This is a genomic window from Blautia ammoniilytica, from assembly GCF_025566965.1.
Lineage (GTDB): Bacteria > Bacillota > Clostridia > Lachnospirales > Lachnospiraceae > Blautia_A > Blautia_A ammoniilytica.
Genome location: NZ_JAOQJL010000007.1, coordinates 89,126 through 103,826, shown reverse-complemented (window position 1 = coordinate 103,826; position 14,701 = coordinate 89,126). Strand labels below are relative to the sequence as shown.

The 14,701-nt window shown below is 45.1% G+C and carries 18 protein-coding genes; 1 reads left to right on the top strand and 17 read right to left on the bottom strand.

The annotated features are described in order from the left end of the window. Window positions 1-54: 54 nt before the first annotated feature. The 12 genes from OCV61_RS05130 to OCV61_RS05075 all read right to left on the bottom strand — a co-directional run bounded on the left by OCV61_RS05130 (window position 55) and on the right by OCV61_RS05075 (window position 8,959). A complete protein-coding gene (locus OCV61_RS05130; RefSeq protein ID WP_021869613.1) occupies window positions 55-1,602 on the bottom strand; it encodes a terminase large subunit in 1,548 nt (515 codons plus the stop codon). Next, on the bottom strand, window positions 1,602-2,081 hold the full coding sequence (locus OCV61_RS05125; RefSeq protein WP_021869614.1) for a phage terminase small subunit P27 family: 480 nt from the start codon (window positions 2,079-2,081) through the stop codon (window positions 1,602-1,604). The genes OCV61_RS05130 and OCV61_RS05125 overlap by 1 nt, the downstream gene beginning before the upstream one ends. Before the next feature lie 73 nt (window positions 2,082-2,154). Beyond that, window positions 2,155-2,331 carry a DUF5049 domain-containing protein gene (locus OCV61_RS05120; protein ID WP_021869615.1) on the bottom strand — a complete coding sequence of 59 codons (177 nt, stop codon included), beginning with the start codon at window positions 2,329-2,331 and terminating at the stop codon, window positions 2,155-2,157. Then, the gene (locus OCV61_RS05115; protein ID WP_021869616.1) at window positions 2,331-2,510 is read right to left on the bottom strand and encodes a hypothetical protein; all 180 of its coding nucleotides are present in this window, start codon (window positions 2,508-2,510) and stop codon (window positions 2,331-2,333) included. Before OCV61_RS05115 ends, OCV61_RS05120 begins: the two co-directional genes overlap by 1 nt. Before the next feature lie 9 nt (window positions 2,511-2,519). Then, a complete protein-coding gene (locus OCV61_RS05110; protein WP_044929718.1) occupies window positions 2,520-2,738 on the bottom strand; it encodes a DUF4314 domain-containing protein in 219 nt (72 codons plus the stop codon). A gap of 1 nt (window position 2,739) precedes the next feature. After that, the gene (locus tag OCV61_RS05105) at window positions 2,740-3,243 is read right to left on the bottom strand and encodes a gamma-glutamylcyclotransferase family protein (RefSeq protein ID WP_021869617.1); all 504 of its coding nucleotides are present in this window, start codon (window positions 3,241-3,243) and stop codon (window positions 2,740-2,742) included. 83 nt (window positions 3,244-3,326) lie between these two features. Continuing rightward, window positions 3,327-4,268 (bottom strand): amidoligase family protein, encoded by a 942-nt coding sequence (locus OCV61_RS05100; protein WP_155176888.1) that lies wholly within the window; start codon window positions 4,266-4,268, stop codon window positions 3,327-3,329. A gap of 162 nt (window positions 4,269-4,430) precedes the next feature. Continuing rightward, on the bottom strand, window positions 4,431-5,189 hold the full coding sequence (locus OCV61_RS05095; RefSeq protein ID WP_155176886.1) for a phage terminase small subunit P27 family: 759 nt from the start codon (window positions 5,187-5,189) through the stop codon (window positions 4,431-4,433). A 72-nt stretch (window positions 5,190-5,261) separates the two neighbouring features. Further along, complete coding sequence (gene dcm / locus OCV61_RS05090) at window positions 5,262-6,656, bottom strand: DNA cytosine methyltransferase (RefSeq protein ID WP_021869619.1); 1,395 nt, start codon at window positions 6,654-6,656, stop codon at window positions 5,262-5,264. Then, window positions 6,634-7,899: a site-specific DNA-methyltransferase gene (locus tag OCV61_RS05085; RefSeq protein WP_021869620.1), complete on the bottom strand. Its 1,266-nt coding sequence runs from the start codon at window positions 7,897-7,899 to the stop codon at window positions 6,634-6,636. Before OCV61_RS05085 ends, dcm begins: the two co-directional genes overlap by 23 nt. Then, entirely contained in the window at window positions 7,865-8,326 is a 462-nt protein-coding gene (locus tag OCV61_RS05080; protein ID WP_021869621.1) for a helix-turn-helix domain-containing protein, read from the bottom strand. Before OCV61_RS05080 ends, OCV61_RS05085 begins: the two co-directional genes overlap by 35 nt. Before the next feature lie 279 nt (window positions 8,327-8,605). Then, entirely contained in the window at window positions 8,606-8,959 is a 354-nt protein-coding gene (locus tag OCV61_RS05075; RefSeq protein ID WP_021869622.1) for an HNH endonuclease, read from the bottom strand. A gap of 308 nt (window positions 8,960-9,267) precedes the next feature. Between OCV61_RS05075 and OCV61_RS05070 the strand changes: the two genes are divergently transcribed. Further along, window positions 9,268-9,567 (top strand): hypothetical protein, encoded by a 300-nt coding sequence (locus OCV61_RS05070; RefSeq protein ID WP_021869623.1) that lies wholly within the window; start codon window positions 9,268-9,270, stop codon window positions 9,565-9,567. Window positions 9,568-9,619: 52 nt separating this feature from the next. Here the strand turns inward: OCV61_RS05070 and OCV61_RS05065 are convergent, their stop codons facing one another. The 5 genes from OCV61_RS05065 to OCV61_RS05045 form a co-directional block, all read right to left on the bottom strand. Further along, the gene (locus tag OCV61_RS05065) at window positions 9,620-9,982 is read right to left on the bottom strand and encodes a type II toxin-antitoxin system PemK/MazF family toxin (RefSeq protein WP_021869624.1); all 363 of its coding nucleotides are present in this window, start codon (window positions 9,980-9,982) and stop codon (window positions 9,620-9,622) included. 4 nt (window positions 9,983-9,986) lie between these two features. Beyond that, the gene (locus tag OCV61_RS05060) at window positions 9,987-10,472 is read right to left on the bottom strand and encodes a hypothetical protein (protein WP_009320888.1); all 486 of its coding nucleotides are present in this window, start codon (window positions 10,470-10,472) and stop codon (window positions 9,987-9,989) included. After that, the gene (locus tag OCV61_RS05055; protein WP_021869626.1) at window positions 10,450-11,811 is read right to left on the bottom strand and encodes an SNF2-related protein; all 1,362 of its coding nucleotides are present in this window, start codon (window positions 11,809-11,811) and stop codon (window positions 10,450-10,452) included. The genes OCV61_RS05060 and OCV61_RS05055 overlap by 23 nt, the downstream gene beginning before the upstream one ends. Then, window positions 11,792-12,118, bottom strand: coding sequence for a VRR-NUC domain-containing protein (locus OCV61_RS05050; protein ID WP_021869627.1), 327 nt, complete (start codon window positions 12,116-12,118; stop codon window positions 11,792-11,794). The genes OCV61_RS05055 and OCV61_RS05050 overlap by 20 nt, the downstream gene beginning before the upstream one ends. Window positions 12,119-12,295: 177 nt before the next feature. Continuing rightward, window positions 12,296-14,689: a virulence-associated E family protein gene (locus OCV61_RS05045; RefSeq protein WP_021869628.1), complete on the bottom strand. Its 2,394-nt coding sequence runs from the start codon at window positions 14,687-14,689 to the stop codon at window positions 12,296-12,298. Window positions 14,690-14,701: the final 12 nt, after the last annotated feature.

The following is a 14,701-nucleotide window of genomic DNA, read 5'->3' as shown; positions in this document are numbered from 1 at the left end:
TGCTTCCCTTATGAGAACGAAGCCTAATATGCTGACCAAAATCATGTCATCCTCCTAAAACACCAGAATTCCTCTGGCATCGTACACACTGCCATCACTTCCCTGATTACGGATTGCACGGTCAAGTGCCATGACGGTTGCGACTGCAGCATCAATTTTCTCTGTAGATTTTTCTTTATCCATTTTGATATTTCCGGCAGGGTCTTGTCTGACATACACGTTATCCATCATCCAACGGAGAACCTTATGCCCACCGTGGGCAATTCGCTCCTCAAGTGTCAGCTTCATAAGTTCCTTCGTTGGCGGACTCATATCCTTATACCCCTGCCCGAAAGGAACAACAGTAAATCCCATACCTTCCAAATCCTGCACCATCTGCGTTGCACCCCAACGGTCAAATGCAATTTCTTTTATGTGGTACTTCGTACCAAGTTCCTCTATAAATTTCTCTATAAAACCATAATGAATGACATTTCCTTCCGTGGTTTCCAGACTCCCTTCTGCTGCCCACACATCATAAGGAACATGGTCCCTTCTGACACGGAGTCTCATGTTATCTTCCGGTATCCAGCAGTATGGTAAAATGATGTATTTTTCTTCATCATTTCTTGGTGGAAACACAAGTACAAATGCCGTGATATCCGATGTACTCGAAAGGTCTAAACCGCCATAGCAGGTTCTTCCGATAAGTTCCTCCTCATTTACGGGGAATGCACACGAATCCCATTTATCCATCTGCATCCAACGGGTAGACTGTTTTACCCATTGGTTTAATCGAAGCTGCCGGAAGATATTCTCTTCTGCAGCATTTTCCCTTGCACTGATGTAAGCATTTCGAACCTTTTCAATATCGATGGTTTCTCCAAGGGAAGGATTGGCTTTATACCATGTGGCTTCGCTCGTCCAGTCATCCTCATCGGATGCACCATAAATCACGGGATAGAATGTCGGGTCAATTTTTCTGCCCTCTATAATGTCAACAGCTTTTTGGTGCTGTTCAAAGCAAATCGAATTTCTGTCTGTTCCGGCTGTAGTAATCAGAAAATATAAAGGCTGTGTTCTGGCATCACCGGAGCCTTTTGTCATAACGTCAAAAAGTTCTCTGTTCGGCTGTGCATGAAGTTCATCAAAAATAACAGCGTGTACGTTCAGACCATGCTTGGTATATGCTTCAGCTGATAACACCTGATAGAAGCTGTTGGTCGGTTTATACACAAGCCTCTTAACCGACATCACTGGTTTAATTCTCTTTTTCAAAGCAGGACACTGATCCACCATATCCACAGCCACATCAAATACAATAGATGCCTGTTGGCGGTCGGAAGCACAGCCATACACTTCTGCTCCCCATTCCCCGTCACCGCAGGTCATATATAATGCAATGGCAGCCGCCAGTTCCGACTTTCCATTTTTCTTCGGAATCTCACAGTAGCAGGTATTGTACTGCCTGTAGCCATTTTCCTTAACCGTACCAAATAATGTGCGGATAATCTCATCCTGCCAGGAGAGAAGTTCAAACGGAACTCCCCTCCATTTCCCTTTGGTGTGCTTCAGACAATTGATAAAGTTGACCGCATGATCCGCTTTTGTCACATCATACATTATCTGCCACCTCCCTTAATCAAGAGAAGTTCCATCTCATCACTTTCTTTGTCCTCAGCTGTATCTGCAACAATTCTGCTTCTCGCAGAAGGAGTAAGTCCGAACTGTTCACAAAATTTATTCATAATCTTAAGATAGGTCTGTGCAATGGATACCTGTGGCACCTGCTGCCAATAGCCACTCGGAGTCTTCACAATCGTTCCATGCTGCGTGATAAATTCCTCTGCTTCTTTCCACCTCGCATATGCCTGACAGTATCCGGCAAAGGCAGCCATATCAATCTCCGTGAGAATCCCCAACTGCTCCAGCTGCTTGCTCATCCTCTTCCATTCTTTTTTCGCTTCATCCTCAAGCCATGACGGACAGCGTGGTGCTTTCTTTTCAGGCTTCGGTTCGGCCGTATTAAGGCTTCTCTTGCCCGGATTGCCCTCCAACACCTTTACTGCCGTAGGCTTTGGCTTACGTCCTCTCTGTGCCACTGTCCTCACCTCCGTTTCATGGCATCAAAAAAAGGACTCCCGTAGGAATCCTTTGCTGTATAAATTGGTTATATTAACACTCGCCTGTTAGTATGAATTTTGCATAATCTCCCTTGTGTTCCTCAATGAAAATCACAAGTTCATAAAACTTCATCTCGTTTGCAATTACCTGAACCATATTGGTGTCAAACATATTGGTCCGCCCCGTAGCCCTGACAGCAAGTATCTGCTCTTTTATTTTTTCTGTCATCAGTCCACCTCATCCCTGCACTCAGTCATTCCCAGACAAAGCTGTGTATATATGGTGGCACATCTCTCCTGCTCGCTTCCTTCCGAACCTGCCATCGCTTTCAGGAAGAAGGCTTGTGCCTCCTCCCTTGACTGCCATGTATCCTTTTTCCCGTAGCAAATGGTTGTTATCTGCTCCATATCTGCCTCCTAAATTTTTCTGCATCGGTCTTCCCCATAAACTACATGAAGACTGCTGCCGTTATCCCATTTAACCATTATGGAACCTGTGTCATCCACACCCCTTACTGTTCCTTCCGTTCCAATTGGCGGTGCTTGCATATCATCCATCCGCTCAAGAACCACACGGCATCCTTTAGGATACTCATTCCGCACCTTCTCCACTTCTTCTCTGCTTGGAAATCTCATGCTACTCATAATAATATCCGACCTCCTTCAGTAAATGCTGTCCGACTCTTTTTCCAACGCTGTCGTAAAGAGCCTGTTCAAGAACCGTCTGTTTAAATCCAAATCGGCAGTACCCCTCAAGGCAAACATCATAATAATGCTTTGTCGGGCATCCGAGCGGTCTGTCCTCATGCATGATATAAATAATTGCTTCCGTTCCACCGTTTACCTTCTCGCCAATAAAGGGTTGTATTTCCACCCTTATCATTTTCTTGTAATAAAATGATGGGCAACCTTCGTAGCGGTCGAGGTAATGTTCATCCCTTTCACTAATCCGCCAAACCAAAACCGGAACCGTACTTCCCTTCTTTGGCTCAACCGTCAGATAACTTCCTGACTGGCTTCCTTTGAAAAGAAGCTGATAATCCTTAAGTTCTGCTGTCCCCACATATACTGCATCGGGACATCTCTGTGCCATTTGTGCCATTGACAGGTTGCTGCCATAGGCTAAATAATATTTATTCATATTCGTCCATCCTTTCTGAAGGGTTCTTCCCTTCTACCACCTTAAGACCGCCGAAGCGGTCGGTGGCCTCAAAGCTGAATCCTTCAAGCTGCTCTGCCGTGTCTGAAGGCTGTATCCCCTTCAAGGTTTTTGGTAAGGATGTCTCTTGCTGTTGCAAATTCATCTCCGATGAAGCCGAGTCTCAAAAGCCATGTTCTCATTGCGTATTTTGGATTTTCAACCTGTGGCTGTTTCGGGCTGGCACTCGCTACCGTTTTCGCCATCTGGCTGAGTGCGAGGCAAAGCTGTATGTAACTCTTAAGTTCTCCTGCGTGTAAACCGCCCTTTCTTCCGTTGCCAGCGTTGGCAAATTGGAAGCATCTGAACTCGATGGTTTTATGTGTGAAGCAAGCGTGGTAATTCAGCATTCTGTATCTTGAATCGTTGTAATGCTGATTTCTGCTGCCCCATACTCCTTCGTACCAAATGTCTGCAAGCTGTTCCATTGTCTTTGGCTTTCTTCTGTTCAGCCTTTCAAGGAAGGAAGGGTCAACCGTTCTACAGTATCTGTTGATTCGGTTTCGGTCAAGTCTCATTGCGGAAATCAAAAGGCTTTCGTGGCTTACCATGATGTTCGCAAGGTTTCTGAGGCTCTTTGGAGTGTGGCCATTCAGTCCGATGTGAATGTGTACTCCGCACATATGGGCAGGGTCGCTTTTTGCTCCCTTATGTCTCAGCTGTCTTAAAATCTCCTGCAAATCTGGAATGTCCTCGTAGGTAAGAATCGGTGTTCCAAGTTCTGCCTTCTCGTCATCGGAAGCTGCCTGAATGCTTGAATCTCTTGTGATTTTCCATTCTCTTCCCTTATTGTCCTTGCATGCCCATGCGCTGTAGCTTCCTCCAATGTACTTTACCGTTCCTTCGGTATGAAAATACTCTGCAATCGTTCTCGCTGCCTTTTCCCTTGTGATGTTGTACATCTCCACCTCAACCCCAATGGTCTGTTTTTTCATTTCCTCAATTTGGATTCTTGTTTTTTCGTTCATTCTATGTACCTTCCTTTCGGCTGTTTGTTTTCCCTTTCGGTAGGTACATATTCGCTCTAAAAGCACATATTATCCAGTTAATTCGGAGGCATAATGTACACAAATATTTACTGCTCATATCCATATGAAATTGTGTATTTTATGGCAAAATCCACCCCTCTGCTATTCAGCAGGTTCGGTGGATTTCTTACTGTTTCGTTCTTTCCATTTTTCCTTATCTTCCTCGGTTCGGAATGCGGTATGCCCTTTCAGTCTGGAAAGAAATACCTTCCTCGTGTCCTTTCCGTCCTTACCTCCAAGACCAATTCTGACAAGCCAGACTCTCATGTAATATTTTTCATTTTCTTCGATGGTAGCCTTTGGACTTACTCGCTTTGCTTCCTTTGCCGTCTTTGCCATACAAGCTGCCAATTCAGCATAGGCTCTCGCTTCATCCTCGTTCAGCGGAAATCCGCAGAAAAATATTCTGTCCTCCCCAAAGGCAAGCCCCTCTATACTTTCTTCTTCCGCAATCTGTATCACTTGCTCAAGCGGTATGTTTTCTTCCGCATCCAGTCTCTCTACCAGCTTATCGGAAATTCTGAATACCTCTTTTCCAACTGCTTTTTCCAAAAGGTACTGTTTGCTGTGAATCATGTAAATGAGGTTTTTAATACCCTCTGCTGTGAATCCCTCTATCGGAATCCCAATGTTAAGTCTGTCTGTTTCGCCTTCAGCAAAACCTCTCGCTACTAATTCATTCTGCATGGTAAGTGCTGCCTCCTCGGATTCGTGTTCCACGTTGCCATCACGATCCACTGTATACTCCCCGACCTTGTATCCAAAAGATGGTGGTCCCTGATATTTTGCTTTTACATTAAGGATTTCCTCCATCGCTTTCACAACGTCTTTTCTGTTTTCTGCTGTTGTTTTTACCTTCATTTGCTTTTCCTCCATTCAATTTGGTACTACATATATCACTCTGAATGGAGGAAATAGCAAGTTATTTATTCACTAATTTTCCCGTGATTCCGGCAGTGACATTGCCACCGCAAATGCCACAGTAGCGGTCACCGCATTCCCTGCCTGTTTGTAAAGCTGTGCATCCGAATTAACAGATGCTGCTTTATCAAATAAAACATCCGGGAAACCTTGCAGACGGAAACACTCTCTCGGAGTGAGCCTGCGGATTCTTCCGCACTTCATAAGAGTCCCCATTTGCCCGGAGCAATCTAATGTCTGGGAACAGCCTTTTCCAACCCTTCCCCTTCTGGTATCACTCTCAGGATATGCAAGGCTGATACCATCACCAACGTGTGCTTCGTCATACCCCTGTTTTGTACCATTTCTGACACGAAGCATGGTTTCCTCATTCTGCTGCACTTTCTCACACACAAACACACCATGTCTGTCCTGTGAGGTAAGCGTAAACATCGGCTCTCCATCTTCTTTCATCCGTCTGCCATTCTGCCTTTTCTCCATACGTTCTGGTGTCAGAACCGGATGCACTTCCATAACTGCAGAATTCATTGCAGTATGATTTACCATCCCGGAAGTATACCTTGCAGTTATGCATCTGGCATTTTCCGTCAGCTTTGGAGCATGATTGCTCTGATCAATAAATATTCTCGTGCCACAGCCTTTGTTTACAGTAACCGTTGGTGCAATTCCGTCTTCATGATAGACATTTCCACCCTGACCGTGACCACTCGGATTCAGATTACCCATAAGATACAAGCCTGTCTTGGCGCCCACACCTCCAGCATTTCCAACGAGGGTAGCTGATATGCCATCCGTGCCATATACACGGTATCCCTGCATCCCACCTACAAGTTGGTTAAGAGTTGCTGCGTTTTCTCCGCAGAGAGGTAATATTTCTCGTCCACCTCGGCTTCTAAGATTTGCGATAATGAACACACGCTCCCTGTTTTGGGGGACTCCGAAGTCTTTTGAATTAAGCACCTGCCACCGACAGTCATACCCCGCTTCGTCCATTTCAGACAGAACGCTGGCAAAGTCGAAGCCTGAATTAATTGATAACAGGTTCTTAACGTTCTCAACAAGAAGGTATGTGGGCTTATCACTTTCTTCTTTGCCTTTGATGAGGTCAATAATGTTGTAATATATCCCACTTCGCTCTCCGACAAGTCCCCGCTGTTTTCCTGCAACGGAGATATCCTGGCATGGGAATCCGAAACACCAGATGTCTGCATAGGGGACATCTTCTGATTTAAGTTTTGTGACATCATCTGCTTTCCACTCTCCTTCCGTGTCGTACATTGCTTCATAGGAAGCCCTCGCAAATCTGTCATATTCACAATAACCGATACACTTATGGCCGGCAGATTCCAGACCAAGTCTGAAACCTCCTATGCCTGAACATAAATCAAGGAAGGTCAGCTGTTGCATTGGCTTCACCTTCCTTCCCTAAATCCCAATATGGAATTTTCACATTATTTCTGATAACAAAAACTTCATCCGCAGAGCCTTTCATCTCCATATAGCGGTTGACGATGACATCCACAAATTTCTCTTCCAGTTCCACACCATAGCAAATACGCCCTGTCTGTTCACAAGCCATAAGTGTCGAACCGGAACCAAGAAACGGGTCCAGAACCACACATCCCATCATGGAAGAATTCTGTACCGGGTATGCCATCAGAGCAATCGGCTTCATGGTCGGATGGTCTTTGGATGCCTTCGGACGGTCATATTCCCAAATGGTGGTCTGCTTCCTGTCGGAATACCACTGATGCTTACCGCCTTTCTTCCATCCGAACAGACACGGTTCATGCTGCCACTGATAAGGACTGCGTCCAAGCACCAGTGCATTCTTTTTCCAAATACAGCATCCCGATAATTTGAACCCGGCATCCGCAAACGCCTTTCTGAAATTCAATCCCTCGGTATCCGCATGGAATACATAGATAGAAGCATCGCCCTCCATGTTCTGTTCCATATTCACAAAGGCAGCAAAGAGGAATTTGTAAAAATCTTCATCCGCCATATTGTCATTCTTAATCTTTCCGGCAGTCTCCTCCACATCTACATTGTACGGTGGATCTGTCAGAATCAGATTTGCTTTCCTTCCATCCATAAGGATGTTGTATGTTTCCGGCAAAATAGAATCGCCACAGATAACACGGTGTTTGCCCAGGAGCCACACATCACCTGTCTGTGCCACTGTTGGTTTTTTCAATTCTGCTTCTACATTGAAATCATCTTCTTTTACCTTTTTGTCATGTACCTTTGAAAAAAGCTGTTCAATCTCCGGCGGTTCAAATCCTGTAAACCCGACATCAAAATCCGAGTCCTGCAAGTCCTGAATCAAATCTGCCAACAGTTCCTGATTCCATTCGCCTGAAATCTTATTCAACGCAATGTTGAGTGCCTTTTCCTGAGTTTTGCTGACTTCCACAATCGCACACGGTACTTCCGTATAACCAAGTGCAGCTGCTACTGTTACCCTCTGGTGACCTCCGATAATTGTCATATCGGAATTAACCACTACAGGGTCAGCAAATCCAAATTCTTCAATAGAATGCTTAATCTTTTCATACTCCTTGTCCCCCGGCTTTAATCTTTTACGGGGATTGTACTCTGCCGGATTTAAGTCCTTAATCGGCAGAACTGATAGCTTCGCTGTCTTCATCTTCTACCTCCCAAAATCTTGCTTTAATGTAGCAGTCATGACTGCAATACTTCCTTTTCCTGTTACCGTAGCTTAAGAACTCTTTACCGCAACGCACACACACCGCAGGGTACATGGCACTTTCTTTTCTGTTGATTCGTTCCGGGTGTCCTTTCCACCATTCCCGTCTGCATTTATCTGAGCAGAACTTCTTTGGTCTTCCGGTATCCAGCTGTTTCATTTCCTTACCGCAGTACAGACACGCTTTCCCAAGCATGACCTGTTCCTGTATGTTTTTTGTCAGTGCCGAACCATAACCGGAAAGCCCTCTGCTTTTACAGAAGTTCCTCACAATATCACGGGACAGCCCTACTGTAAGAGCAATGGAACGGTAACCAATCCCCTGCTCCCTCATTTCCCTTATCTGCTTTGCCTGCTGCTCCGTCATATCCTTTCACATCCTTCCATTCAAACGGGCATAAAAAATGGGTAAAAAAGCACCTCTTTTTGCGCCTTTTTACCCATTAAAAACACGGTTTTTCTATACTTTTTATCGAAACTCTCTGACGGATTCCCCTTGCATTTAAACACATTCTGCGAAAAATATCACACCACCAGACTATCCCCCCTGCTTAATTCTGCGAAAATTCACGTTTGAGGGGGCGGCGGTCAATCCTGCACAGGATTGTGGAGATTTGATACCCCCACCCTTGTGTATGATACACAATCAATATTTATATTCCTGATACCTGTCCTCGGTCATTGTCTTCACATCATGGTGGTGCTTGCAAAGCGGCTGCCAGTTCCTTTCATCCCAAAACAAAATCGGATTACCCCGATGCGGTTTGATGTGGTCAACCACAGTCGCTTTTACAAGCCTTCCTTCCCTCTGACACTGAACACAAAGAGGATGGCATTTAAGAAACCTTTCTCTTGCCTTTCTCCACTTGCTGTCATACCCTCGCACTGCTGAATCCCCTCGCTCCTGCCCATGCAGCAAAGCGTGTTCTTCACAGTACATTCCCTCCACCAGCTTCGGACAGCCGGGATGCTTACATGGTTTCTTTGGTTTCCTCGGCATAGCACCACGCTCCTTTCTTATGTACCGGGTACGGTGAAAGGATAAAGCCCGTACCCATACCAATGTAAAAGACAGAAAAAAAGACCAAACCACACAGGATTCAGTCCACCTCTAATCTTTCACGCCTACAATATACCACGAAAAATACTCCATGTCAGTACACCGGACGGTACACACTTAGTACACCTTTAGTACACCACCAAAGCAGCAAAAGGGGGTAACTTTTAAATATTCGGTAATGCTATCTTTATGGTTGATAACTTACCAATTCAGAGTTAATATGACCTCATGGTGAAAGGAGCGATTACATGGATAACAAATCCGTACTTTATCAACTGATGGATACCCGAATGGGAGAAGCATTGCACAAGATTACAAAAGAGGATACTTCGTTTATGCAGACAAAAGAAAAAGCAGATGAATATGCTGCCAAACTGGCATCTCTTAATCTGCCGGAAGAAACGATGCGTTTAATCGACCAGTATGTCAATGAACGCAGTGCCAATTGGGTACGCTATGGAGAACTTGCCTATATGCTCGGCTTTTCAGACTGCAAAGAACTGCTTCTTGGCTCCTGCCATATTCCAGAAATGAAAGATGAAGATTAACGAAACGAACTGTTGCATAATTTAAGGGTGGGACACACAATCCCACCCGGTATCAGTTATATTCTTCAAAAACCCCTATCTGTATCTGAAGGGCAACCGTGATCTGCTCCATCAGAAGATTATCATGTATTTCCCCGATTTTATCTTTTACTTTTATCTTATCTACAGTATCGACCTGTTCAGCCAATGCCATGCTCGGTCTTTTCAGTCCAATACAGCTTGAAAGCGGTATCTGCACATGGGTTGGCATTTCAGGTCTCTTATGTATGTTGCCTGTAAGCGGAACAACCGTTACTGTTGGTCCATGACCATTTCCCCGGTTATTACTCACAATCACTGCCGGCCGAATGCCACACTGTTTATGTGTCGTTTTGTCTTTTCCAAAATCCACAAAATAAACCTCGCCTCGTCTCACTGCCTCACCTCAAAATAAAACTTTCCGTCTGCCTGTCCCTCTCCTCATACAGCGCATCCAATTCCTTTATAGCTTTCTTCCGGTATTTCGCCACCATTGTATGGCTGATATGATATTTCATCATCAGTTCTTCCCAAGTGAAACGCTCCACAGCCATATCCCATACAATTTCCGGTAATTTCCCGGAAAGTCCACGTACAGCATGTTCAAAAAAATCCAGTTCCTCTTTTATCTGTCCGTACTGTCCGGCAAGATAAGATAACCATTCATCACTCATCCTGTCTGCCACCTTACGGTATGCAAGTGCTGCTCTTGCAGTCACATCCGAAACACCGCTTGTCTGTACTCTTTCCCCTTCCGGCTTAGAGAAAGTAAGGGAAGATATGACGGTGTCATAATCAATTCCCTCACATCGGCTTAACTGAAATTCCAACACCGATAGTTCCCTTTTCAAATTCGGATATTCCTTAATCATCCTTTCTGCTCGCACCGTTCACACCTCCAATCCTTGCCTTTACTGCATCTATGATAGCCGACTGCCCACAGTCCTTCTGTTCCAATGACCGCATGGCATCTTCGTCCAATGTTCCTTTGTTGATGATATGGTAAATCATTACTGTTTCCCTCTGTCCCTGTCTCCACAGTCTGGCATTGCACTGCATATACAGTTCCAAAGACCAGGTAAGTCCGAACCAAATCAGAATGTGGCCTCCGTCCTGTATGTTCAGACCATGTCCTGCCGATGCCGGATGGATTGCTGCCACCGGGATTTTTCCTTCTTTCCATTTGCGGATGTCACCTGCTGCTTTTAATGGAACAGCTTTAAACCGTTCAACAATTCTATCCAAATCATGCTGATACCAGTAAGCCACTAACACAGGCTTTCCATTCGCTGCCTCGATTAAATCCTCCAAAGCATCCAGTTTCTTATCGTGGATATGGCGGACTTTGTGGTTCTCATCATAGACTGCTCCATTTGCCATCTGCAGTAATTTCCCGGAAAGAGCAGCTGCATTGACCGCATCCACGTCCCCATCTTCAAATGGCAGAAGCATATCCTTTTCCATCTGACGGTACAGCTTCTCTTCTTTTTCATCCATCCGAACCTCCACCCGATGATAAAGGCACTCCGGCATAGAAAGGTAATCCTCGGCCTTCATGGAAATGCAGATATCAGAAATCAAATTGTAGATTGCTTCTTCCGCACCATCCCTCGGTTTATAGGAATAAATGATATTCCTGTTTCGCTTATCCGGCAGAAAGAACCTGTCACGATAAGCTCCAATATATCTTCCAAGCCTCTGCCCCATATCAAGAATTCCAATCTCAGCCCATAAATCCATAAGATTTCCCGGTGTTCCGGTCAGACCAACCACACGAATTGCCTTCGGCCGGTATCGTCTTAGTGCTTTGAACCTTTTCGCCTGATAAGATTTGAAAGAAGATAATTCATCAATCACAATCATGTCAAAATCCCAGTGATGCTTCTCACAAAGCCACACCACATTTTCACGGTTGATTACATACACGCTTGCCTTTTTTTCCAAAGCATCCAATCGTTCTTTTTCAGAACCGACTACCACTGACACCGACAGTCCTTTCAAGTGATCCCATTTTTCCAGTTCTTCCTTCCAAGTATCCCGTGCCACACGGAATGGTGCAATGACCAGAACCTTTCCTACCTCAAAGTAATCAAGTGCCAGTTCCCACAAAGCAGTAAGGGTAATAACTGTCTTTCCAAGTCCCATATCCAAAATCAAAGCACATACCGGATGCCCGATAATAAACTCCCTGGCATATTCCTGATATTTATGTGGTCTGAATTCCATGCAGCACACCTCCGATCTGTTCCAATCCATCTATCACATATACGGAAAACCCCAAGGCTTCCAGCTGATGTTTTCGTTTTTCCTGTAACGGTCGCAGCTTTTTTCCCGGTGCCTTTAATTCCACAAATGCACACTTCCCACCAGGAAGCAGAACGAGACGGTCAGGCACCCCATCGAAACCGGGAGACACGAACTTTACCGCCATGCCGCCCCTGCTCTTTGCCTCTTTTACCAGAGCCTTTTCAATTACACATTCTCGCAAAACCTCATCTCCGTTTCCCTCTGCTGTTTCCACTTTCAAAAACATCTATTCTCCCATATGCGTATATACGGGTGTATCCGTGTCCTCTTATACTTATTTTCATTTATTAAATATAAGTGGAAACATTGGAAACAGCACCGACACAGCCCTTTTGCCTGCTGACTTCATGGCTGTTTCCAACATCTGTTGCCTACCGTCTTACCAATCCCCCACGGAAACCCATCATTTGTTTCCTGCGGTTTCCTTTTTCACTCTGACAAACACCCTCTGTACACCATAACCGGGGATACGCATTTTGCCGGAGGAATTCCCTTCATACTTCTTCCAGCCACCAATTTTTTGAATAATGGATTCTAACTCATAAGAATCTGTCTTTCGGAAATTCTGACGCTCCTTCCCAAAGCATTCACACCAGACTTCCATTAAACAGAATCTCTCTCTGACTACCGTTCCGGTTCTTCCTTCTGCTTCAAACTCTCCACCACCAAGATAAGAACGTCTCTGATACAAATCCATTGTGTCCCAGTCTGCCGGAAGTAATCGCTCCAGGTAATCCTCCACAATGCCTTCTCTTTCATCAGACTCCATTGCTTCCTGCTGTGCCACATAAGCCTCTGCAGCTTCCTTTCCTTTCAGATACAACTCTTCTCCATCTTTATAAATGGAAATCGCTTCTGCCCAAATCTGGTCTACCGTCTCAGGAGTTAAATCCCATCCACGATGCTTCCCTTTTCCGGTTACATGCACAGGCCAAAAGCGTCTGTTTCCGGTAACATCACGCAGAAAGCCGCCTTCTGAGTTTGTACTTCCCACAATCACACATTCCCTCGGATGACTCTCTACCGTTGTTCCATATGACTGCCTGTATTTATCATCCGTCCGGGTAACAAAAGATTTTACGGTTTCCACATCTACCTTTTTGATACCCGCAAGCTCTCCCAATTCCAAAAGCCAATACCCCTGAAGCTTCTCCGCAGCAGTTTTTCCATCCTTCATATCAGAAATCGTAAGGGAATCCGAATACCACTCTTTTCCCAGTTTTGCAAAGAACGTAGACTTACCACACCCCTGCGGACCGTTTAAAACCAACACGGAATCAAACTTTATACCCGGCTCATAAATACGGGCTACCGCCGCTACCAGAGTTTTTCTTGTAACTGCACGGACATACGGTGTGTTTTCTGCTCCCATATAGTCAATCAGCAGACTGTCAATCCTGCTACATCCATCCCAGGATAACGTGGAAAAATACTCCTTGACCGGATGATAAAGTCTTTCGGAAGACACTACTGCAAGCAGAGCATCTTTGAATTTGGTAGGTGACCAAATCCCATACACCCTTTCAAAGTACAGCTTCGCACAGGCAATATCTGCATCACCCCATCCTTTTTTGACCTGTACCCACGGCAATTCCCCGATGACATCCAGTGCATTCTTCAGCTGATTAAATACGATAGGTTGTAGATTCTCATCGAATCGAATAATCGTTGCAATATTGGAAAGTGTGTCTTTTACTTTTCCCTGACGATCCAAGTCCAGCATGGTCTGCCATTCCCCGGTATCAGTATCGAATTCCTCACTTGCTGCCTTCTCCCTTTCCTTTGCCAGTGTCCTCTTTACCTGTTCATCCGACACCGCAAAGTCACTCATAGCCTTAAAGGATGGCAGCTTTCCTGCATCCGTTCCTTCTTCAGCCTTATCATCCTGCTCCCCAAACTTATGGATGCGGACAATGTCAAACGCATTCAGCAGCTTCCCACAAGCCGGATCAGTGGCATGGTGGGAATATGCAAACTTCCCTTCATAAATCACCACACCTGCCTGTGAATCTGCCGGAATATAATCAAATCGCTCCGGCATCATGCTTTCCTGATATACATCCGGCAGAAATATACGGATTGCCTCTTCTATCGAATAAGTCCGGCAGAATGCACCTACGATTCCTTCCTTCGACAACGGATCAGCCTGTTTCTTCATCTCCCTGCTGACAACTGCTTTTTGTCTGCTGCTGACAGGCCATGAAGAAGAATCCCTCCAATCTGCATATCTTTCCAATACAGAATCCGGATTCAAAAATGTTCCCGGAATATCACGGAAAAAGAATTCTCCATCTGCAGAGGTGGAAGGCCAATACATGAGGCGGCTTGGTTCGTAGGTTGTATCATCAAACAACTCCATACCAATATCCTCTGCCACTTTTCTTGCCACTGCTGCATATTCATCCGGCGATACCGTTCTTGACAATGGGATGATTAAGCGAAGCCTTGGTTTCTCCGGTGTGTGTTTATGGGTAGAGTAGATTAGGCATCTAAAATCAAAAAACAGCTCTATCTGCTCTGCAATATCCTCTGTGGCATAGTCCATATCCAATGTCAGACCAGAACGGAATAATACATTTGCTTTCTTTCTTCTACCGCCCTTCAGCTTTCCAAGCACAAAACCACCCACATCCTTGATGGAATCCTGCTTTGCCTTGCTCAGTTTCCGATACTGTTCCATCGTTTCACTGGTACGGACAGTATGAGAGAGACGCTCCAAAAACACACTAAACTCCATCTCCTGTCCATTCCACTTCTTTTCCATTCGGGAATTTCCTGTTGAAATATACAGTTTCATCCTGCAATCCCT